The sequence below is a fragment of the Rhizobium fabae genome (assembly GCF_003985135.1).
GTDB lineage: Bacteria > Pseudomonadota > Alphaproteobacteria > Rhizobiales > Rhizobiaceae > Rhizobium > Rhizobium pisi.
This window is the reverse complement of the sequence record NZ_ML133645.1, coordinates 303,105-324,385: the sequence shown is the minus strand read 5'-3', so window position 1 is coordinate 324,385 and position 21,281 is coordinate 303,105. Positions and strand designations below refer to the sequence as shown.

Here is a 21,281-nt window from a genome sequence, read left to right as displayed (position 1 = left end):
ACATGACGACTGAAACGACATCGACCAAGGCGGAGAAGGGTCTTTCCCGCCGCACGCTGCTGAAGACGGGTGCTGCCGCCGTCGGCGCCATCGCAGGTTCCGGCGCCATCACCGGCTTTCCCACCATCTGGGCGAAGACGAACATCACGCTTCGCCAGTTCGGCACCGGCGTTTCGAACATCAATGCCATCGCCGAGAAGTGCAAGGCCGATCTCGGCATCACGCTGGAGATGACGGCGACCGATTCCGACGCCGCCGCCCAGCGCGCCGTCACCCAGCCCGACAGCTACGACATTGCCGACATCGAATACTGGATCGCCAAGAAGGTGTTCCCGACTGGCGCCCTGCAGCCGATGGACGTCAAGAAGCTGAAATACTACGACAAGATCGTGCCGCTGTTCATCAACGGCAAGCTGAAGCCGGATAGCGTGATTGCCCAGGGCACGGCGCCGCACACGGTCGGCTTCGTCGAGGCGCAGGGTTCCAAGAAATTCGCCAAGGAACCGACGCAGTGGATGACGATGGTTCCCACAATCTACAATGCCGATACGCTCGGCATCCGCCCCGACCTGACCGGCCGTCCGATCACCAGCTGGGCTGATATTCTCGATCCGGCCTTCAAGGGCAAGACCGCGATCCTCAACATCCCGTCGATCGGCATCATGGATGCGGCGATGATCATGGAAGCCGCCGGCAAGATCAAATATGCCGACAAGGGCAACATGACGAAGGACGAGATCGACAAGACGATCGACTTCCTGATCAAGACCAAGGGCGACGGCCAGTTCCGCGCCTTCTGGAAGAGCTTCGACGAAAGCGTCAACCTGATGGCATCGGGCGAAGTCGTCATCCAGTCGATGTGGTCGCCGGCTGTGGCCGCCGTCCGCTCGAAGGGCATCGCCTGCACCTTCCAGCCGCTCAAGGAAGGCTACCGCGCATGGGGCGGCGGCCTCGGCCTTGCTTCGCACCTCAAGGGCGCTGAACTCGACGCCGCCTATGAATACATCAACTGGTACACGTCAGGCTGGGTCGGCGGTTACCTCAACCGCCAGGGCTACTATTCCGCCTGCATGGAGACCGCCAAGAACTTCATGACGGCAGACGAATGGGGCTACTGGATCGAAGGCAAGGCTGCGACCGGTGACATCCTGTCTCCTGAAGGCAAGGTCATGGAGAAGGCCGGTGCGGTCCGCGACGGCGGTTCCTTCGAAGCCCGCATGGGCGCAGTCGCCTGCTGGAACTCCGTCATGGACGAGGACCGCTACATGGTCCGCCGCTGGAACGAGTTCATCGCGGCCTAAGGCGATTGCCGTTTTTCCCCTCCCCAACCCTCCCCACAAGGGGAGGGAGTCCGGTGAGGACGTGGCAGAGAAATTCCCTCCCCCTTGTGGGTAGGGTTGGGGAGGGGTCTTTTGAGCCCTCCCTTTACCGACAGGATGAATGACCAGATTCCGAAAGGGCAAGGGATGGCGACCATCGCAGCGGAAACGGAGGAGAACAGCAAGGGCGCGCGCGGCGGGCGTGGACTGAGGCTTTCCCCATCCGCGATCTCCTATCTCCAGGCGACGCCGCTGATTGCCATTCTCGGCTTCTTCTTCCTGCTGCCGATCGCCATGATCGCTGTGGTCAGCTTCTGGGATTACGATTTCGCCGGTCTCTATCCCGATTTCCTCACCATGAACTACACCGATACGCTCGGTTCGTGGGTGACGTGGAAGACCTATCTCAACACGCTGAAATTCACCGCCATCGTCTGGTCGTTGACGCTCGTCATCGGTTTCTGGGTCGCCTATTTCCTGGCCTTCCACATCCGCAAGACCTCGACGCAGATGATCCTCTTCCTCGTCTGCACCGTGCCGTTCATGACGTCGAACATCATCCGCATGATCTCATGGATCCCGGTGCTCGGGCGCAACGGCCTCGTCAATTCGACGCTGATCCAGATGGGTATCATCCCGAAGCCGATCGAATGGCTGCTCTATTCCGACTTCGCCGTCGTGCTCGCCATGGTGCACCTCTACACGCTGTTCATGGTGACTCCGATCTTCAACACGCTGATGCGCATCGACCGGTCGCTGTTCGAGGCGGCGCGCGATGCGGGCGCCTCCGGCTGGCAGGTGCTGTGGAATGTCGTCATTCCGCTCGCCAAACCGGGCATGGCGATCGGCACGATCTTTGTCGTGACACTCGTCATGGCCGATTTTTCGACGGTGCAGGTGATGTCCGGCGGACAGAGCGCCTCGGTGGCGCTGATGATGAAGAACCAAATGTCGCTGCTGCAATATCCGGCCGCCGCCGCAAATGCCGTGGTGCTGCTCGCCGTCGTGCTCCTGATGGTCGCCGCCATCCTGCGCGTCGTCGACATCCGCAAGGAGCTTTGAGATGAGCCACGAAAAACGCGGCCTCGAATTCTATCTGCTGGCGATCTTCTTCATCGTCTTCGTGCTGTTCCTCTACGGCCCGCTTTCGGCGATCCTGATTCTCTCTTTCCAGGGGCCGGACGGCGGCCTGACCTTCCCGATGAACGGCGTGTCCACGCACTGGTTCTTCAACCTGTTCGAGAAGCAGGCGGTCGGCGATTTCGGCGCCTCCTTCCGGCGCTCGTTCTCGCTCGGGCTGATGGTGATGGTGGTGACCGTCGTCGTGTCGCTGCTCGCAGGGCTTGCCTTCCGCCGCCGCTTCCGTGGATCGACCGCGCTGTTCTACGCCACCGTCGCAAGCCTCGTGGTGCCGTCGATCATTGTCTCGCTCGGCATCGGCGTCGTCTTCCAGGAGGGCGGATTGAAGCCCGCCTGGTATTCCTCGGCCTTCGGCGCGCATCTCACCTGGACGCTGCCTTTCGGCGTCCTGATCATGTTTGCCGTCTTCAACCGCTTCTCGCCGGCCTATGAAGAAGCGGCGCGCGACCTCGGCGCAACCTCCTGGCAGACGTTTCGCCATGTCGTGCTGCCGATGATCGCGCCGAGCCTGATCGGCGTCGGTCTGTTCGGCTTCACGCTTTCCTATGACGAATTCGCCCGCACGCTGATGACGTCTGGCACCTACAATACGCTGCCGCTCGAAATCTACGGCATGACGACCAACGTCACGACGCCGGTGCTCTATGCACTCGGCACGGTGACGACGCTGTTTTCCTTCACCATCATTCTCATCGCGCTCGGCATCATGACCATGCTCAGCCGGCGACAGGCAAAGACAGACTGACATGCGCATCCTCATCGTTAATCCGAATACCACGGCCTCCATGACCGAGAAGGCCGCGACCGCCGCACGCGCGGTGGCTGCTTCAGGCACGGAGATCATCGCGGCCACCTCGCGCATGGGCCCCGTCTCGATCGAGGGACACTATGATGGAGCGCTGGCGATCCCCGGCCTGCTCTCAGAACTCAAGGAGCGGCAAAGCGCGGGCTACGACGCGGCTGTTATCGCCTGCTTCGACGATACCGGGCTCGAAGCGGCCCGCAGCTTCGCCGATGTGCCGATCCTCGGGCTTTGCGAATCCGCAGTCGTGACAGCGGGCTTCCTGGCGCAGCGCTTCACCGTGGTGACGACGCTGGAGCGGTCCCGGGTGCTGATCGACAATCTGGTGCGCCGCTACGGTATGGGCGAGCGCGCCAAGGTGCGCGCCTCCGACATTCCGGTGCTGGAATTGGAGGATGCGGCATCAGGCGCGATCGGCAAACTCAGGGCCGAGATCGAGCGGGCGCTGGCGGAAGACGGCGCCGAGGCGATCGTGCTCGGCTGCGCCGGGATGACGGATCTCGCCAGGGAATTGCAGGCGATCTACGGCGTGCCCGTCGTCGATGGTGTGGCGGCTGCGGTGAAGCAGGCAGAGGCGCTGGTATCGCTCGGGCTTTCCACCAGCAAGCGCGGCTCCTATGCCTCGCCGCTGCCGAAACCATTCAGCGGGGCGATGAGCGGTTTCTCCCCGGCTCTGAAGGTCGGCTGAACCGATGGCCGTTTCCTTCGATTTCGAACAACTGACGGGGCGCGAACGCTACAAGCTGATGATCGGCACGATCATTCCGCGGCCGATCGCCCTGGTGACGACGGTCGACGAGCACGGCCGGATCAACGCTGCACCCTTCAGCTTCTTCAACTGCCTTTCAGCCGATCCGCCGATCCTGGCGATCGGGGTCGAGAACAATGCCGACATGTCGTTCAAGGACACCGGCCACAATATCCGCATGACCGAGGTGTTCACGGTCAACATCGTCTCCTTTGCCATCGCCGAGGCGATGCATGTCTGCGGCGCCAAATATCCGCGCGGCGTCGATGAGCTGAAGGAGGCGGGGTTGACCGCGATGCCGGGCGAGAAGGTGGCTTCGCCCTGGATCGCCGAAGCGCCTGCTGCCTTCGAATGCCGCCGGCATGTGACGCTGGAACTCGGTCGCTCCAGGCAGATCATCATGGGCGAGATCGTTTACGCACATTATCGCGACGGCGTCGTTGATCCGGAACGGCTGCATGTCGATCCGGCCGCGGTCGATGCCATTGCAAGGCTCGGCGGCGATACCTGCGCCACCATCCGCGATCGGTTCGAGATGCTGACGCCGAAGCTCTGAAACGGGATAGGCTCAAGTTTTGCTTTACTTTTTTGCCTCCGGCGAGAATGGTCTGCAGCGGATCATTGCGGCAGAGGAGGGCTTACCCATGACAATCGAGGACGATCTCAGTCGGATCGCAGAGCAGGAGAACGCGCTGAGCTTCGACGCTTTCGACCTGACGACGGCATGGCAGCTCGGCAGGCTTCTCCAGGAACTCGCCACCGAGCGCGGCCTCGGCATCGCGATCGACGTAACCCTGCATTCGATGCCGGTTTTCTATGCGGCGCTTCCAGGCGTGACGCCCGACAACGTCAACTGGGTCCGCCGCAAGCGCAACATGGTGTTGCGCTATTTCCGCAGCAGTTATGCCTCCGGCCTGAAACTCAAGAAGGACGGCAAGACGGTCGAGGACAACGGGCTCGATGGCGCAGACTATGCGCCGCATGGCGGCAGCTTCCCGATCAGCGTCAAGGGCACGGGCTGCATTGGAGCGGTCACCGTCTCCGGCCTGCCGCAGCGTGACGACCACAATCTTGCGGTCGAGGCCCTGGCGCTGATGCTGGCGAAGGATCTGGATACGCTGCGGCTCGCCCCGCTTTGATGCGGTTACGCCAGCCATAATTTTGACAGAAAAAAGCCATGGAAACTGCAAAATCGCGTCACCGCTCCGGTGACGCGGGCTTATCCTGCGGTTAAGGTGCGGCATCGCCCTCCTTAACCTACCCGGGACATCATGATCCGCCTGTTCCTCGCGCTTGCCGCCGCCATCGGTTTTGGTCTTTTCCTCGCTTCCTGCAACACGCTTTCCAAGGAGGAATGCATCGCCGCCGACTGGCGGGTGATCGGCGAGAGCGACGGGGCGGCAGGCTATGAGCCGCAACAGCGTTTTGCGGCACATGCCAAATCCTGCGAGCGGGTCAAGATTGTGCCCGATCAGACGATCTGGTTTCAGGGATACCAGGCTGGCCTCGTGCGCTACTGCACGCCGCTCAGCGGGCTGGCGCGTGGCCAGTCGGGCAACGGCTATGCCAATGTCTGCCCGCCGGAAACCGCGTCAGGCTTCCTGCGCGGCTTCAACCTCGGCAGCAAGCAACACGGACTGCAGGAACGCCTGAACTCGATGCAGAACGACTACAGCTCCAAGGAGACTGAGATCGACGAGCTTTCCGACAAGCTGAAGGACGCGAAGGATGGGGACAGGTCGGAACTGCGCCGGCGGATCGAGGACCTGGAAGACGATATGCACGAGATCCGCCGCGACCAGCGCGACGTGCAGGACGAGCTCGACCGCGTCAGCGAGGACGTTGAATGGTTCCAGCGGAACCCGAATGTTGCATTGCCTGGACCGGGGTATTGACCCAGCCCCGGAGCCTACGGCCGGTCTCGACGATACCTTTCGCAGCGTCGTGACTTCGCACCCGGAATAAAGCTGCCGAAATGGAAGATCGCCACGAACGCGCGTAGTGACAGGCGGATACGCAACTGGTAATAATGTTCCCGTTTTGTTCTATTTGACGGGTTTGTTATGCTGCGTTTGCTTTCCATCTTTGCCGTCGTCGGCATCAGTCTGTTTCTTACCTCCTGCTACACGATCTCCAAAAAGGAATGCCTGGCTGGCGACTGGAAGGGGATCGGTTTCACTGATGGGTTCAACGGTTATCAGCCGCAAGCACGGTTTGAAGGGCATATCAAATCCTGCAAACGAGTGAAGGTCGTGCCGAACCTCACTCTTTGGAATCAGGGCTACAAGAAAGGTCTGCTGCGTTATTGCACGGGGTGGAGTGGTCTCTGGGAAGGACAGCATGGGTACAGTTACAACGGTCTGTGTCCGCCTAAGACAGAAGCTGAGTTCCTGCGTGGCCACGAGGTCGGTTATCGTCAGTATTCGCTCAAATCAAAATTGGAGCAGCTTGAAGACGACTACGAGGATGAAGAGAAGCGGCTCAAAGAGCTCGGGGAAAAACGAAAGAAAGATCCCGAGGCCGATCGGTACAATGCCGTTAGTTTTGAGATTCAGAGTTCCGAACGGGAACTTCGTAGAATCAATGACGAGCAGAGCCGCGTTCGGACCGACCTCAATGAAGCGGAACAAGAAGCGCGCCAGTTCGAGAGGTAGCTGTAAACGCAAAATACCGACACGCCCTCTGAGGCTACCGCCTCAGAGCTTGCCTCCAGTCTCGGTGATGCCCTTCGTCAGGCTGCCCGTCGCTGGGAAAAGCGGGATGAGGCAGGCCTGAAGGGCGTGGTAGATATCGCCCTTGCCTGGGAAGAGCGAATGCGAGGGGATGAGATCTTCCGTCAGTTCCTCGTGCCAGCCGCCATTCTTGTGGTCGATGAAGGCGCGTTCGATCACGTTCCAGATCTTGCGGTAGCTCTCTTCGTGGAAATCGCTCGGCAGGTGCTCGTTGAGGAAATGTGCGGCAGCCGCACCCTCGCAGGCCGGCCACCAGAGCTTGTTGCGCTTGGCGGGCTTGTCGTCCCAGTCGAGCGTGTAGAAGAAACCGCCCTTGTCGTTATCCCAGCCGAGCGCCATGGATTGGGCGAAAAGGGCTTTGGCCGCATCCGGCATCCATTCGATGCGTTTGCCGCCGAGCGCCCAGAGTTGCAGGATGAGGCGGGCCCATTCCAGCCAGTGGCCGGGCGTCGTGCCGGCCGGGCGGAACATTTCGTTCGGATGATAGTAATCCTTGTCGAGGTTCCATTCGGCGTCGAAATGTTCGGCGACGCGCCAGTCGACCGAACCGGCCGAGCGACGGATGACGAGATCGGCGATGCTTTCGGCCTTGGTCAGGTAATCCCTGTCGCCGGTGGCTTCGAAGGCAGCCATCAGCGCCTCGGTCAGGTGCATGTTGGAATTCTGGCCGCGATAGGCGCCGCCGTCGAGCGGCTGCCAGTCGGCGGTGAATTCCTCGGCGATCGCGCCGTGGCGGGGTTCCCAGAACCTGGTGTTCAGGACCTCGGTGATATCGGCGAGCATGCCGTCGGCCAGCGGATGACCGATCGTCTTGGCGGCGGAGGCGGCCAACAGAACGAAAGCATGGCCGTAGCCCTGCTTGTTGGAATCGACAGGACCGGCATTGTTGAGCGACCAGAAATAGCCGCCGTTTTTCCGGTCGCGATGATGGTTCCAGATATAGTCTATGCCGTGGTCGACGACATCGGAGGCGCCGGGACGGCCGAGCAGGGCGCCGATCGAGAAGCAATGCACGGCGCGCGCCGCGATATGGATACCGCGAACCTGACCCTCGGCATCCAGCGGTCTGCCGGTATCATCGAGATCGTAGAAGCCGCCCTTCGGGTTGATGGAATTGTGCTGGAAGAAATCGAAGAGGCCGTTTGCCTGGGCGAGCAGCCAGCCGCGATGATAGGCGCGGCTCGTCCAGTTTCCGAGTGCGGCGTTGCCGGTTGCGGGTGCCATGATAATCCTCCGATTTCGTGCGCACTATGTCGCAAACGCCTATATAGAGGTCGGGCGAGTCTGTCATCCGGTTAGCGCATCGGCGTGAAAATCAGAGCCGATTGTCGGAAAGCGCAATGCCAGGATTGAAAGTGTGGAGCGTCCTTTGCGCGTTTGAAAAGACGCGCGGCGCTGCAGGCTTGAAAAGCACGAAATCGACAGGCATATATTGACATAAAGATATCTTTATGTGATTTGGTCTGTCTGGTCTTATGACGTCAAGGAGCCCTCCCGTGTTTGATAATCTCTTTGGTCCCGAAGGGGGCAAGCGTGACGGCAGTGAAGTTTTCGCAGCTTTGAAGAAAGCCGCGAGCGAGCGCATCCTTGTTCTCGACGGCGCCATGGGCACGCAGATCCAGGGATTGGGCTATGACGAGGACCAGTTCCGCGGAACGCGCTTCATCGGCTGCGCCTGCCATCAGAAGGGCAATAACGACCTTCTGATCCTGAGTCAGCCGGACGCGATCGAAGAGATCCATTACAAATACGCCAAGGCCGGCGCCGATATCCTCGAGACCAACACCTTCTCCTCGACCCGCATCGCGCAGGCCGATTACCAGATGGAAGGCGAGGTCTATGCGCTGAACAAGGAAGGTGCGGAGATCGTCCGCCGGGCGGCAATCCGCGCCGAGCGCGAGGACGGCCGCCGCCGCTTCGTCGCCGGCGCCATCGGCCCGACCAACCGCACCGCCTCGATTTCGCCCGACGTCAACAATCCCGGTTTCCGCGCCGTCACCTTCGATGATCTGCGCGATGCCTATGCCGAGCAGATCGACGGGTTGATCGACGGCGGCGCCGACATCATCCTCATCGAGACGATTTTCGACACGCTGAACGCCAAGGCTGCGATCTTCGCCTGCGAGGAACGTTTCGCGGCCAAGGGCGTGCGCCTGCCGGTGATGATCTCCGGCACGATCACCGACCTTTCCGGCCGCACGCTCTCCGGCCAGACGCCGTCGGCCTTCTGGAACTCGGTGCGCCATGCCAATCCGTTTACGATCGGTCTCAACTGCGCGCTCGGCGCCAATGCGATGCGCCCGCATCTACAGGAACTTTCTGGTGTCGCCGACACCTTCATCTGCGCCTATCCGAATGCCGGCCTGCCGAACGAGTTCGGCCAGTACGACGAAACGCCGGAGCTGATGGCGGCGCAGATCGACAGCTTCGCCCGCGAAGGCCTGGTCAACATCGTCGGCGGCTGCTGCGGCTCGACGCCCGAACATATCAGGGCGATCGCCGAGACCGTGGCGAAATACAAGCCGCGGCCGATCCCTGAGCATCGCCCCTTCATGTCGCTGTCGGGCCTCGAACCCTTCGAGCTGACCAAGGACATCCCCTTCGTCAACGTCGGCGAACGCACCAACGTCACCGGCTCGGCGAAGTTCCGCAAGCTGATCACCAACGCCGATTACACGGCGGCGCTCGATGTCGCCCGCGACCAGGTCGAGAACGGCGCGCAGGTGATCGACATCAATATGGACGAGGGCCTGATCGACTCCGAAAAGGCGATGGTCGAGTTCCTCAACCTGATCGCCGCCGAGCCCGACATTGCCCGCGTGCCCGTGATGATCGACTCGTCGAAGTTCTCGATCATCGAATCCGGCCTGAAGCGCGTCCAGGGCAAGCCGATCGTCAACTCGATCTCGCTGAAGGAAGGCGAGGAGAATTTCCTCGCCCAGGCACGGCTGCTGCACAACTACGGCGCTGCCGTCGTCGTCATGGCCTTCGATGAGACGGGGCAGGCGGACAGCTATGACCGCAAGGTGGAAATCTGCACGCGCGCCTACAAGCTGCTGACCGAGAAGATCGGCTTCCCGCCCGAAGACATCATCTTCGACCCGAACATCTTCGCGGTCGCCACCGGCATCGAAGAGCACAATAATTACGGCGTCGACTTCATCGAGGCGACGCGGACGATTCGTCAGCGCATGCCGCTGGTGCATATTTCGGGCGGCGTTTCCAACCTGTCCTTCTCGTTCCGCGGCAACGAGCCGGTGCGCGAGGCGATGCATGCCGCGTTCCTCTACCACGCCATTCAGGCGGGCATGGACATGGGCATCGTCAATGCCGGCCAGCTTGCAGTTTACGACAATATCGATCCGGAACTGCGCGAGGCCTGCGAAGACGTGGTGCTGAACCGGCGCCCCGACGGCACCGAGCGGCTGCTCGAAGTTGCGGAGAGATTCCGTGGCGGTGCCGCACGCGAAGGCCGCGTCCAGGACCTCTCCTGGCGCGAATGGAGCGTCGAGAAGCGCCTCGAACATGCGCTTGTTAACGGCATCACCGAATATATCGAAGCCGATACCGAGGAGGCGCGCCAGCAGGCCGCCCGGCCGCTGCACGTCATCGAAGGGCCGCTGATGGCCGGCATGAACGTCGTCGGCGACCTGTTCGGCTCGGGCAAGATGTTCCTGCCGCAGGTGGTCAAGTCGGCGCGCGTCATGAAGCAGGCGGTCGCCGTGCTGCTGCCTTACATGGAAGAGGAAAAGCGCCTCAACGGCGGTGAAGAACGCCGGTCGGCCGGCAAGATCCTGATGGCGACCGTCAAGGGTGACGTGCACGATATCGGCAAGAACATCGTCGGCGTCGTGCTGGCCTGCAACAATTACGAGATCGTCGACCTCGGCGTCATGGTGCCGGCGACGAAGATCCTTGAGACGGCGATCGCCGAAAAGGTCGACGTCATCGGCCTTTCGGGCCTGATCACGCCGTCGCTCGACGAGATGGTGCATGTCGCGGCCGAAATGGAACGGCAGGGCTTCGAAATTCCGCTCCTAATTGGCGGAGCGACGACCAGCCGCGTGCATACGGCCGTGAAGATCCACCCCGGCTACAATAAGGGGCAGGCGATTTATGTGACTGATGCGAGCCGCGCCGTCGGTGTCGTCTCGGCACTGCTCTCGCCGGAGACGCGACAGGGTTATGTCGATGATATAAGAGCGGAATATGCCAAGGTGGCCGCCGCCCATGCGCGCAGCGAAGCCGAGAAGGTGCGCCTGCCGCTGCCGCGCGCCCGCGAGAATGCGCACAAGGTCGACTGGTCGGCCTACCAGCCGACGAAGCCGCAATTCTTCGGTACGCGGGTGTTTGAGGATTACGATCTCGCAGAGCTTGCCAGATACATCGACTGGACGCCGTTCTTCCAGACCTGGGAACTGCGCGGCCGTTACCCCGCCATTCTCGAGGACGAGAAGCAGGGCGAGGCGGCGCGTGCGCTCTGGGCCGATGCGCAGAGCATGCTGAAGAAGATCATCGACGAGAAGTGGTTCCGTCCGCGCGCCGTCATCGGCTTCTGGCCGGCCGGCGCCGTCGGCGACGATATCCGCCTGTTCACGGACGAGAGCCGTAGTCAGGAGCTTGAGACTTTCTACACTTTGCGCCAGCAGCTTTCGAAGCGGGACGGGCGGCCGAACGTGGCGCTCTCCGATTTCGTCGCGCCTGTCACAAGTGGCGTGCAGGATTATGTCGGTGGCTTCGTGGTGACGGCCGGCATCGAGGAAATCGCTATCGCCGAGCGTTTCGAACGCGCCAACGACGACTACTCCTCGATCCTCGTCAAGGCGCTCGCCGACCGCTTCGCCGAAGCCTTTGCCGAGCGCATGCACGAGCAGGTGCGTCGCGACTATTGGGGCTATGCCAAGGATGAGACGCTCAGCAACGAGGATCTCATCACCGAAGCCTATGCCGGCATCCGCCCGGCGCCTGGTTATCCCGCCCAGCCCGACCACACCGAAAAGGCAACGCTCTTCAAGCTGCTCGACGCGGAAAAAGCCGCCGGCGTGAAGCTGACGGAGAGCTATGCGATGTGGCCCGGCTCGTCTGTATCCGGCCTCTATATCGGCCATCCCGACTCCTATTATTTCGGCGTCGCCAAGGTGGAGCGGGACCAGGTGGAAGACTATGCCAAGCGCAAGGGCATGGAGGTTTCCGAAGTCGAGCGTTGGCTCGGACCGGTGCTGAACTACGTGCCGCGCAAGGTGGACGAGGAGATCGAGGACGCCGCGTAGAGACCCGCTCGCCGTTCTTAATGCGATGAATCAAGAGATGATGAAGCCGGAAAGTGATTCACTTTCCGGCTTCATCATTTTGATATGGTTCGATAATTTTCCGAACTGGCCAGTCGGGCTATGTCACCCCGATCGTCAACTCGGCCACGAAATCATAAGCGTCGCCGCGATAGAGCGAGCGAGTGAATTCCACGGCGCGGCCGGAGCCGAGATAGGAAATGCGCTCGATCGACAGGCCGGCGGCGCCGACGGGGACGCCGAGAAGCTGGGCGTCGGCTTCTTTCATATTGGTCGCGGAAATGCGCTGCACGGCGCGCACGGGGCGGACCTGGAGGCGTTCGAGTTCGGCATAGAGCGAATTGGTGACGGCCGACGGATCCGGCAGGAATTCGCCGGAGACGCTGGCATTTTCGATCGCCAGCGGCTGGTCGTCGGCGATGCGCAGACGGGAGAGGCGCGAAACCTTCACGTCGGCGGCGAGGCCGAGGATCATCATCTCGTCGGGCGAGGGGGTGTGGATGCCCTTGTGCAGCCATTCGGAGCGCGAGGACATGCCGCGGCGCGCCATGTCCTCGGTGAAGGAAGTGAGCTGCGACAGGCGCTGCTCAACCTTGGAGACCGGTTTGGCAACGAAGGTGCCCGAGCCGTGGCGGCGCACCAGCAGGCCATCGGCGACGAGTTCGTCGATCGCCTTGCGCACGGTGACGCGGCTGACGGCGGCAAGTTCGGCGATGTCGCGCTCCGGCGGCAGCGCATCGCCGTGGCCGAGCGTGCCGGTGCGCACGGCTTCTTCGAGCGTGCGGCGCAGCTTGACATAGAGCGGGCCGGTGCCGGCGGCCTGCAGGCGCTCCAGGGACAGGATAGTCGCGAGGTCGTCGCTCATGCCGCACCTCTCTGCCGGTCGTTCAGAAGTTTGACCGCAAGTTCCACCGCGCCATGCAAAGCATCGTTCTTCGGTTTGGCGAGCAGCGGCCTGTAGCGTTCGGAAAGCCACGGTTCATAGGCTTGTGCAAGGCCGCCGAGCAGGCAGATCGACGGGCATTCGGGCCAGAGGAGTGCGTCGAGACTTTCGCCGATCGCCGTTGCGGCATCCGTGACGATGCCGACAGCGACGGCATCGCCGTTTGTCGCATGTTCGAAGACGGCGGGCGCGTAACGGGCGAAATCCGTCGGCCGTGCCGAATGGGCGAATTCGACGATGCGCTCGGGGTCGTTGCCGTATTCGGCCATAACAGCCTCGGTGATCGGCGATGCCGGGCGCACCCGGTCATGGGCGAGTAGTGACCGCTCCATGAGGTCGCGGCCGAGGCGGGCGCCGCTCGCCTGGTCGCCCACGACGAACCCCCAGCCGCCAATGCCATTCAGTCGGCCATCCCTGCGGGCATTATAGACCGAGCCGGTGCCGAAGGCGCCGACGATGCCGTCGGCATCGCCGAGCGCACCCTGGAGCGCGATCAGCGCATCGGTGACGACGCGGCCTTCGGCAAAGGGCAGGGCTCTTTCTATCCGCTGGCCGTAATCCGTGACATTGGCGCCGGCGACGCCGACGACTGATACAACGGAGGAAACCGCTTCAGCGTCGAGCCCCGCATCGCGCAGCGCCTGGCGGGCGGATTCGACGATGTTGAGAAGAGAGTTTTCGAGATTCGACAGGATATTGGCAGGGCCTGATTTGCCGCGGCCGATGACATTGCCGCTCCTGTCCGCCACTGCGGCCCGGCAGCTCGTTCCGCCGCCGTCTATGCCGATTGCAAACTCCGTCATCGGACCTCCGAATACGACTGTTCCCACATGTTTTTAATACAATACCAAAAAAATACCATTTACCAAGTGGGAATGAGGAGGAAAATCAGGCTTTTTATCATATTGATTTTATTGGATAAAATTTTTTAATGAATTTTTGGCGGCGAAAAAGTTAAATTCGGCTGGACAATTGGTATTTTTTTGGCCTTAATTTGATCAAAGGGAACAGCGTTTCGAAGCCCACGAAATCTGGCAGCAAAGCCAAGCCGGAACCGCTTCGAGGATGATTGCAAGAATACCCGCCGGCCCGTGTGGTCAGTGGTTGAGTTCAGGCATCCATCGGCTTTCCCAGTCATTTCGCCACGCCCGGTGCAGGCCACCGGGAAGGCGCGCAGTCCGGCCGCAGGCGATCCGTCTTTGCGTCCGTCGAGCTTTCGGGGCCGGCAGTCGTTGGCGGCCCTCAAGGGGCGTTGGGTGTTTCCTCAAGCACGCCAACCGCTTGTTTCAGATCGAAAACGGCGCCTTCCGGCGCCTGAAAACAGGAGAGGGAAATGAAAAACACTGCTCTGAAAAGCTTCCTGCTTGCCTCAAGCCTGCTGACATCGGCAGGTCTCGTCCATGCCGCCGACGTCACGCTGACTGTGGAAAGCTGGCGTAACGACGACCTGCAAATCTGGCAGGAGAAGATCATCCCGGCTTTCGAAGCCAAGAACCCGGGCATCAAGATCGTCTTCTCGCCGACCGCGCCGACCGAATACAATGCTTCGCTGAACGCCAAGCTTGATGCCGGCTCCGCGGGCGACATCATCACCTGCCGTCCGTTCGATGCTTCGCTCGAACTCTTCAACAAGAAGCAGCTCGTCGACATCACCAGCCTGCCCGGCATGGAGAACTTCTCTCCGGTCGCCAAGGCCGCCTGGTCGACCGACGACGGCAAGTCGACCTTCTGTGTGCCGATGGCTTCGGTCATCCACGGCTTCATCTACAACAAGGACGCCTTCGACAAGCTCGGCATTTCCATTCCGAAGACGGAAGACGAGTTCTTCGCAGCCCTCGACAAGATCAAGGCCGACGGCACCTATATTCCGCTCGCCATGGGCACGAAGGACCTCTGGGAAGCCGCTACCATGGGCTACCAGAATATCGGCCCGAACTACTGGAAGGGTGAGGAGGGCCGCGAAGCCCTGATCGCGGGCAAGCAGAAGCTGACCGATGCCGACTGGGTCAAGCCCTATGAAGAGCTTGCCAAGTGGAAGCCCTATCTCGGCGACGGTTTCGAAGCCCAGACTTATTCGGACAGCCAGAACCTCTTCACGCTCGGCCGTGCAGCCATCTACCCAGCCGGTTCGTGGGAAATCTCGCTGTTCAATACCCAGGCTCAGTTCAAGATGGGCGCCTTCCCGCCGCCGGTTCCGAAGGCTGGCGATACGGGCTACATCTCCGACCATCCGGATATCGGCGTCGCCCTGAATGCCAAGAGCAAGCATGCCGAAGAAGCCAAGAAGTTCTTGAGCTGGGTCGCTTCGCCCGAGTTCGCCGACATCTACGCGAACTCCCTGCCGGGCTTCTTCAGCCTGAACTCCAACCCGGTCAAAATGTCCGATCCGCTGGCCCAGGAATTCGTTTCCTGGCGCGGCCCGTACAAGTCGACCGTGCGCTCGACCTACCAGATCCTGTCGCGCGGCAAGCCGAACCTCGAAAACGAGACCTGGGTCGAATCGGCCAACGTGATCAACGGCACGGATACGCCGGCGGTTGCTGCCGAAAAGCTCCAGAAGGGCCTCGACAGCTGGTACAAGCCGGCCAAGTGATGTGATTGAGGGGCGGCGTCTGCTACCCCTCATCCGGCCTGCCGGCCACCTTCTCCCCGCTTGCGGGGAGAAGGAGACTCGCAGCGACCTCCCAGCCCGACATGACATCTCAGCAGGGCGCGTTCCTTCTCGTATACGGAGAGAAGGTGAGGGTGAGGCGCAACGTATCCATCTGCGCTGCGCCTTGCGGCCAGTCGACTAGAACGGGCAAAAGCCATGAGCCAAACCGACAACGCGGCCGATATCGTCCCGATCAAGCGCCCGGTGCGCTGGCACATCTTCGTCTTCATGCTGCCGGCAGTGATCGTCTATTCCGCCGTCATGGTGCTGCCACTCATCGAAACGCTCAGGCTTTCGCTCTACAACATGGTCGACGGACAGCCGGCCTTCGTCGGCCTTGCGAATTTCAAGGTGCTGTTCGGCGATCCGCGCTGGGCGCATGATTTCTGGAACGCGCTCGTCAACAACCTGATTTTCTTCGTCATTCACATGTGCGTGCAGAACCCGATCGGCGTGGCGCTGGCCGCCCTGCTTTCGGTGCCGAAGCTCAGGGGCGTTGCCTTCTACCGCACGGCGATGTTCCTGCCGACGCTGCTCTCCTTCGTCATCGTCGGCTTCATCTGGAAGCTGATCCTTTCGCCGATCTGGGGTGTCGCGCCCTGGATGCTCGATCTCGTCGGCCTGAAATTCCTGTTCGCACCCTGGCTCGGCAAGCCGGGCTCGGCGCTGATCGCCGTGTCGCTGATCTCCAACTGGCAGTATATCGGCATTCCGATGATGCTGATCTATGCAGCGCTTCTCAGCATCCCCGAAGAGGTGATCGAGGCAGCCGAATGCGACGGCATCACCGGCTGGGCACAGTTCTGGAAGATCAAGCTGCCGCTCATCCTGCCGGCGATCGGCATCATCTCGATCCTGACCTTCGTCGGCAATTTCAACGCCTTCGACCTGATCTACACCGTGCAGGGCGCGCTTGCCGGGCCTGATATGTCGACCGACATTCTCGGCACGTTGCTCTACCGCACTTTCTTCGGTTTCCAGCTGCAGCTCGGCGACCGTTCGATGGGCGCAACGATCGCCACGGTGATGTTCCTCATCATCCTCGCCGGCGTCTCGCTTTATCTCTTCGTCATCCAGCGGCGCATGCGTCGCTACCAGTTCTGAGGAGCGCGCATGTCCAAGGCACGCACATCTCTCATCCGCACCGGCCTCGTGCACCTGGCGCTCAGCGCCTACACGCTGGTCGCGCTGTTTCCCGTGTTCCTGACCATCGTCAACTCGTTCAAGGATCGTGCCTCGATCTTCCGCGAGCCGCTGATGATCCCGACGCCGTCGACCTTCAGCCTCGTCGGCTACCAGACGGTGCTCGGCCAGGGCGATTTCGCCACCTATTTCCAGAATAGCTTCATCGTCACGATCGTCGCGATCCTGCTGGTGCTGCTCTTCGGCGCGATGGCTGCGTTCGCGCTCTCGGAATATCGCTTCCGCGGCAATACGTTGCTCGGGCTCTATATGGCGATCGGCATCATGATCCCGATCCGTCTCGGCACGGTGGCGATCCTTCAGGGCATGGTGGCGGCCGGCCTCGTCAACACGCTGACGGCGCTGGTCCTCGTCTACACCGCGCAGGGCATCCCGTTGGCGATCTTCATCCTGTCGGAATTCATGCGCACGGTTTCGGATGATCTGAAGAATGCCGGCCGCATCGACGGGCTTTCCGAATATGCGATCTTCTTCCGCCTGGTGCTGCCGCTGGTGCGTCCGGCCATGGCGACGGTCGCCGTCTTCACCATGATCCCGATCTGGAACGACCTGTGGTTCCCGCTGATCCTGGCGCCCGCCGAAGCGACCAAGACGGTGACGCTCGGCTCGCAGATCTTCATCGGCCAGTTCGTCACCAACTGGAATGCGGTGCTGGCGGCGCTGTCGCTCGCGATCCTGCCGATCCTCGTCCTCTACGTCATCTTCTCGCGGCAGCTGATCCGCGGCATCACGTCGGGAGCCGTCAAGTGAACCAGGAAAAACCGATCCGCGTCCTCGTTGCCGGCCTCGGCAACATGGGCCGCAGCCATGCGCTCGCCTACCATAACAACCCCGGCTTCGAGATCGTCGGTCTCGTCAACCGCTCGACGCCGGAATTGGCGCCGGAGCTGCAGGCCTACACTGTTCATCCAGACTTCATGACGGCGCTTGCCGAACTGAAGCCGGACCTCTGCTCGATCAACACCTATTCCGACAGCCACGCCGACTATGCTGTCGCCGCCTTCGAGGCCGGCTGCCATGTCTTCGTGGAGAAGCCGCTGGCGACCACGGTTGCCGATGCCGAGCGGGTCGTCGCGGCGGCTGAGAAGGCAGGGCGCAAGCTGGCAATCGGCTATATCCTTCGCCATCACCCGTCCTGGATGAAGCTGATCGAGGAGGCCCGCAAGCTCGGCCCGCCTTACGTCTTCCGCATGAACCTTAATCAGCAGTCCAGCGGCCCGACCTGGGCGACGCACAAGTCGCTGATGCGCACGACCTCGCCGATCGTCGATTGCGGCGTCCATTATGTCGACGTCATGTGCCAGATCACCGATGCGCGGGCCGTCGAGGTACGTGGCATGGGGCTGCGCATGTCGGAGGAGATTGCCGCCGACATGTATAATTACGGCCACCTGCAGGTGCTTTTCGAGGACGGCTCGGTCGGCTGGTACGAGGCCGGCTGGGGGCCGATGATCTCGGAGACCGCCTTCTTCGTGAAGGATGTGATGTCGCCGAAGGGCGCTGTGTCGATCGTCATGGATCCGAACGCCAAGTCGGACGATATCGACACCCACACCAAGACGTCGGTGATCCGTCTGCATACGGCCGAGACCGGCCCGGACGGCAAGTTCATCCGGCCCGACCAGGATATGCGGATGACGGGCGAGCCCGGTCATCAGGCGCTCTGCGACCTGGAACAGGCCTTCATGCTGAGGGCGATCCGCGAGGATCTGAACCTCGATCGCCATATGGCGGATGCAGTGGCGTCGCTGCGCATCTGCCTTGCCGCCGACGAGAGCGTGCGTACCGGTCAGCCGGTCAGATTGTAAGGGAAAACCAGTGGGATCGCTTCAACTCAAATCCATCCGCAAGACCTATGGCACGCATGAAGTGCTGAAAGGCATCGACCTCGAAGTCAAGGACGGTGAATTCGTCATCTTCGTCGGGCCGTCTGGCTGCGGGAAATCGACGCTGCTGCGCAGCATTGCGGGCCTTGAGGACGTTACCTCGGGCGCTGTGGTCATCAACGGCCGCGACGAGACGCTGACGCCACCGGCCAAGCGCGGCATCGCCATGGTGTTCCAATCCTACGCGCTCTATCCGCACCTGACGGTCAAGGACAATATGGGGCTTGGCCTCAAGCAGGCCGGTACGGCCAAGGACGAGATCGACAAGCGCGTCAGCAAGGCGTCCGGCATGCTCTCGCTGGAACCTTATCTGGCGCGGCGGCCGGCCGAGCTTTCCGGCGGCCAGCGTCAGCGCGTCGCGATCGGCCGCGCCATCGTGCGCGAACCGGAACTCTTCCTGTTCGACGAACCGCTGTCGAACCTCGATGCGGCGCTGCGCGTCCAAACCCGGCTTGAGATCGCCCGGCTGCACCGCAGCCTGAAGGCAACGATGATCTACGTCACCCACGATCAGGTCGAGGCGATGACGCTTGCCGACAAGATCGTGGTGCTGAACGCCGGAGCGATCGAGCAGATCGGCTCGCCGATGGAACTTTATAACCGCCCGGCCAATGTCTTCGTCGCAGGCTTCATCGGCTCGCCGCAGATGAATTTCATTGCGGGCGACAAGGTCGGCGATCACAGCGCCAAGACGATCGGGGTGCGCCCCGAACACATGACGCTGTCGCGCGAGCAGGGGACCTGGGCTGCGAAGGTCGTGCATGTCGAGCATCTCGGCGCGGACACGATCATCTATCTGGAATCCGACCAGTGCGGCCTGCTGACGGCGCGCCTATTCGGCGAGCACCAGTATGAGCCCGACGAGATCGTCCATGCGACGCCGGACCAGGCGCACGTGCATCGCTTCGATGCCGACGACCGCGCGATCCGCTGAGCGGCTGACAGAGCAAAAAGCCCGGCCAACGTGCCGGGCTTTTTGCTTCCCGTCGGCGTGCGGGCTCGATCAGCCGAGCACTGGCCGCATGAAGCTACGTTCATAGCTGACGATACTGCGGTTGCGTTTGTCGAGTTCAAACGCGGCCTGGCATTCCGGATCGCTTGCCATGCGCGTGCGATAGTCTTCGTAGGCGGCAAGGCTTGGGAAGGAAAACAAGGCCACGGCAATGTTGTTGGCGCCTTCGGACGGCAGGAAATAACCGTGATGGGTGCCGCCCATCCTGTTGACGATCGGAATCCAGAGCCGGGCATATTCCTCGAATTCGGCAAGCTTGTATGGATCGATCACATAGCGCAGGTGGCAGGTAATCATTGCAATATCCCATCGTGTAAAATGCCAGGCGGAGAGTTGCCCGGCTCATTTTGTTTGCTCAACTTCTGGCACGGAGCCAGGAGCGTTCAAGTGCTTCGCAGTGATGGCTGCATCACATTTTCTGACAGTTCTGGCGGCCTGAAATGAAAAAGGCGCCGCGTCGGCGGCGCCTTTCGGACGAGGTCGTGTTGCCGGATCAGTCGCGGATGATCAGCAGGTCGGCTGCCATGAAGCGCAGCGTCACGGTTTCGCCGGACTGCGGCGGGGTGGTGCCCGGGCTGTTGAACATGTCGAACGAGATGACGTTGCCGCCGACGTTCATGCGGGTGCGGATGACCGAACCCAGGAAGTGAGCCGAGACAACCTGACCGGTCAGCGCGGTATCGCTTCTGGCGCTGTCGGAGAGCGAGCCTGCTTCCGGGCGCAGCGCCAGAGAGATGGTCTCGCCGGCCTTGTGGGCCGCGACCGACTGTTTCAGCGTAATTTTCTGATCGCCGATCTGGATGAGGTTGGTGTCGGGGTCGATGACCTTGGCCTCGATGAGGTTCAGCGTGCCGACGAAGGAGGCGACGAAGCGCGTCGCGGGCGTGTTGTAGATCTCGAAGGGCGAGCCGATCTGGTCAGCCTTGCCGGCATTCATAACGACGATGCGGTCGGAGATCGACAGCGCTTCTTCCTGGTCGTGGGTAACGAAAACAGTGGTGATGCCGAGCTGCTGCTGGATCTGCCGGATTTCCTCGCGCAGCGATACGCGGATCTTGGCATCGAGTGCTGAGAGCGGTTCGTCGAGCAGCAGGACCTGCGGCTTGACGGCAAGCGCGCGGGCAAGGGCGACACGCTGCTGCTGGCCACCCGACATCTGGTAGGGGTAGCGGTCGGCCAGGTGATCGAGCTTGATCAGGCCGAGCATTTCCTTGACGCGGGCGTCGATATCAGGCTTCGGCGCGCCGGCGACCTTGAGGCCGAAGGCGACATTGTCGTGGACCGTCATGTTGGGGAACAGGGCATAGGCCTGGAAGACCATGCCAATATTGCGCTGGTTCGGTTTCAGCGAGCTCTGATCCTTGCCGTTGATGGTCAGCGTGCCGCCGGTCGGTGTTTCGAAGCCGGCGATCATGCGCAGGACGGTCGTCTTGCCGCAGCCAGACGGTCCGAGGAAGGAGACGAACTCGCCCTTCTCGATGTTCATGTTGAAGTTCTTGACGACCTGAACTGGGCCGAAGGATTTCTGAATGTTGGTCAGCGTGAGAAAGGACAT

The 21,281-nt window shown here is 61.5% G+C and carries 19 protein-coding genes; 14 read left to right on the top strand and 5 right to left on the bottom strand.

Annotated features, from left to right (window positions below):
* Window positions 1-2: 2 nt before the first annotated feature.
* The 8 genes from EFB14_RS01640 to EFB14_RS01605 all read left to right on the top strand — a co-directional run bounded on the left by EFB14_RS01640 (window position 3) and on the right by EFB14_RS01605 (window position 6,663).
* Window positions 3-1,301: an ABC transporter substrate-binding protein gene (locus tag EFB14_RS01640; protein WP_125843513.1), complete on the top strand. Its 1,299-nt coding sequence runs from the start codon at window positions 3-5 to the stop codon at window positions 1,299-1,301.
* A 165-nt stretch (window positions 1,302-1,466) separates the two neighbouring features.
* Entirely contained in the window at window positions 1,467-2,381 is a 915-nt protein-coding gene (locus tag EFB14_RS01635; protein ID WP_126822146.1) for an ABC transporter permease, read from the top strand.
* A gap of 1 nt (window position 2,382) precedes the next feature.
* On the top strand, window positions 2,383-3,204 hold the full coding sequence (locus tag EFB14_RS01630; protein WP_126822144.1) for an ABC transporter permease: 822 nt from the start codon (window positions 2,383-2,385) through the stop codon (window positions 3,202-3,204).
* A 1-nt stretch (window position 3,205) separates the two neighbouring features.
* The gene (locus EFB14_RS01625) at window positions 3,206-3,949 is read left to right on the top strand and encodes an aspartate/glutamate racemase family protein (protein ID WP_126822142.1); all 744 of its coding nucleotides are present in this window, start codon (window positions 3,206-3,208) and stop codon (window positions 3,947-3,949) included.
* A 4-nt stretch (window positions 3,950-3,953) separates the two neighbouring features.
* Complete coding sequence (locus EFB14_RS01620) at window positions 3,954-4,565, top strand: flavin reductase family protein (RefSeq protein WP_126822140.1); 612 nt, start codon at window positions 3,954-3,956, stop codon at window positions 4,563-4,565.
* 88 nt (window positions 4,566-4,653) lie between these two features.
* A complete protein-coding gene (locus EFB14_RS01615; protein WP_126822138.1) occupies window positions 4,654-5,148 on the top strand; it encodes a heme-degrading domain-containing protein in 495 nt (164 codons plus the stop codon).
* A 132-nt stretch (window positions 5,149-5,280) separates the two neighbouring features.
* On the top strand, window positions 5,281-5,904 hold the full coding sequence (locus tag EFB14_RS01610; protein WP_126822136.1) for a DUF2799 domain-containing protein: 624 nt from the start codon (window positions 5,281-5,283) through the stop codon (window positions 5,902-5,904).
* 168 nt (window positions 5,905-6,072) lie between these two features.
* Window positions 6,073-6,663, top strand: coding sequence for a DUF2799 domain-containing protein (locus EFB14_RS01605; protein ID WP_126822134.1), 591 nt, complete (start codon window positions 6,073-6,075; stop codon window positions 6,661-6,663).
* Window positions 6,664-6,705: 42 nt separating this feature from the next.
* Here EFB14_RS01605 and EFB14_RS01600 read toward each other — a convergent pair whose 3' ends face one another.
* Window positions 6,706-7,965 (bottom strand): AGE family epimerase/isomerase, encoded by a 1,260-nt coding sequence (locus tag EFB14_RS01600; RefSeq protein ID WP_126822132.1) that lies wholly within the window; start codon window positions 7,963-7,965, stop codon window positions 6,706-6,708.
* A 272-nt stretch (window positions 7,966-8,237) separates the two neighbouring features.
* Here EFB14_RS01600 and metH point away from each other — a divergent pair, with 272 nt between their 5' ends.
* Window positions 8,238-12,011 (top strand): methionine synthase, encoded by a 3,774-nt coding sequence (metH, locus tag EFB14_RS01595; protein ID WP_126822130.1) that lies wholly within the window; start codon window positions 8,238-8,240, stop codon window positions 12,009-12,011.
* Window positions 12,012-12,129: 118 nt separating this feature from the next.
* Here the strand turns inward: metH and EFB14_RS01590 are convergent, their stop codons facing one another.
* Window positions 12,130-12,894: a GntR family transcriptional regulator gene (locus tag EFB14_RS01590; protein WP_125843525.1), complete on the bottom strand. Its 765-nt coding sequence runs from the start codon at window positions 12,892-12,894 to the stop codon at window positions 12,130-12,132.
* Entirely contained in the window at window positions 12,891-13,775 is an 885-nt protein-coding gene (locus EFB14_RS01585; RefSeq protein WP_126822128.1) for a glucosamine kinase nucleotide-binding domain-containing protein, read from the bottom strand. The genes EFB14_RS01590 and EFB14_RS01585 overlap by 4 nt, the downstream gene beginning before the upstream one ends.
* 530 nt (window positions 13,776-14,305) lie before the next feature.
* Between EFB14_RS01585 and EFB14_RS01580 the strand changes: the two genes are divergently transcribed.
* The 5 genes from EFB14_RS01580 to EFB14_RS01560 all read left to right on the top strand — a co-directional run bounded on the left by EFB14_RS01580 (window position 14,306) and on the right by EFB14_RS01560 (window position 19,648).
* Window positions 14,306-15,565 carry an ABC transporter substrate-binding protein gene (locus EFB14_RS01580; RefSeq protein ID WP_125843527.1) on the top strand — a complete coding sequence of 420 codons (1,260 nt, stop codon included), beginning with the start codon at window positions 14,306-14,308 and terminating at the stop codon, window positions 15,563-15,565.
* Window positions 15,566-15,781: 216 nt separating this feature from the next.
* Entirely contained in the window at window positions 15,782-16,729 is a 948-nt protein-coding gene (locus EFB14_RS01575) for a carbohydrate ABC transporter permease (RefSeq protein WP_126822125.1), read from the top strand.
* A gap of 9 nt (window positions 16,730-16,738) precedes the next feature.
* The gene (locus EFB14_RS01570; protein WP_126822123.1) at window positions 16,739-17,578 is read left to right on the top strand and encodes a carbohydrate ABC transporter permease; all 840 of its coding nucleotides are present in this window, start codon (window positions 16,739-16,741) and stop codon (window positions 17,576-17,578) included.
* Window positions 17,575-18,636: a Gfo/Idh/MocA family protein gene (locus EFB14_RS01565; RefSeq protein WP_126822121.1), complete on the top strand. Its 1,062-nt coding sequence runs from the start codon at window positions 17,575-17,577 to the stop codon at window positions 18,634-18,636. Before EFB14_RS01570 ends, EFB14_RS01565 begins: the two co-directional genes overlap by 4 nt.
* A gap of 10 nt (window positions 18,637-18,646) precedes the next feature.
* Window positions 18,647-19,648: an ABC transporter ATP-binding protein gene (locus tag EFB14_RS01560; protein ID WP_126822119.1), complete on the top strand. Its 1,002-nt coding sequence runs from the start codon at window positions 18,647-18,649 to the stop codon at window positions 19,646-19,648.
* A gap of 69 nt (window positions 19,649-19,717) precedes the next feature.
* Here EFB14_RS01560 and EFB14_RS01555 read toward each other — a convergent pair whose 3' ends face one another.
* Window positions 19,718-20,023 carry an NIPSNAP family protein gene (locus EFB14_RS01555; RefSeq protein WP_012758329.1) on the bottom strand — a complete coding sequence of 102 codons (306 nt, stop codon included), beginning with the start codon at window positions 20,021-20,023 and terminating at the stop codon, window positions 19,718-19,720.
* A 196-nt stretch (window positions 20,024-20,219) separates the two neighbouring features.
* Entirely contained in the window at window positions 20,220-21,281 is a 1,062-nt protein-coding gene (locus tag EFB14_RS01550; RefSeq protein ID WP_126822117.1) for an ABC transporter ATP-binding protein, read from the bottom strand.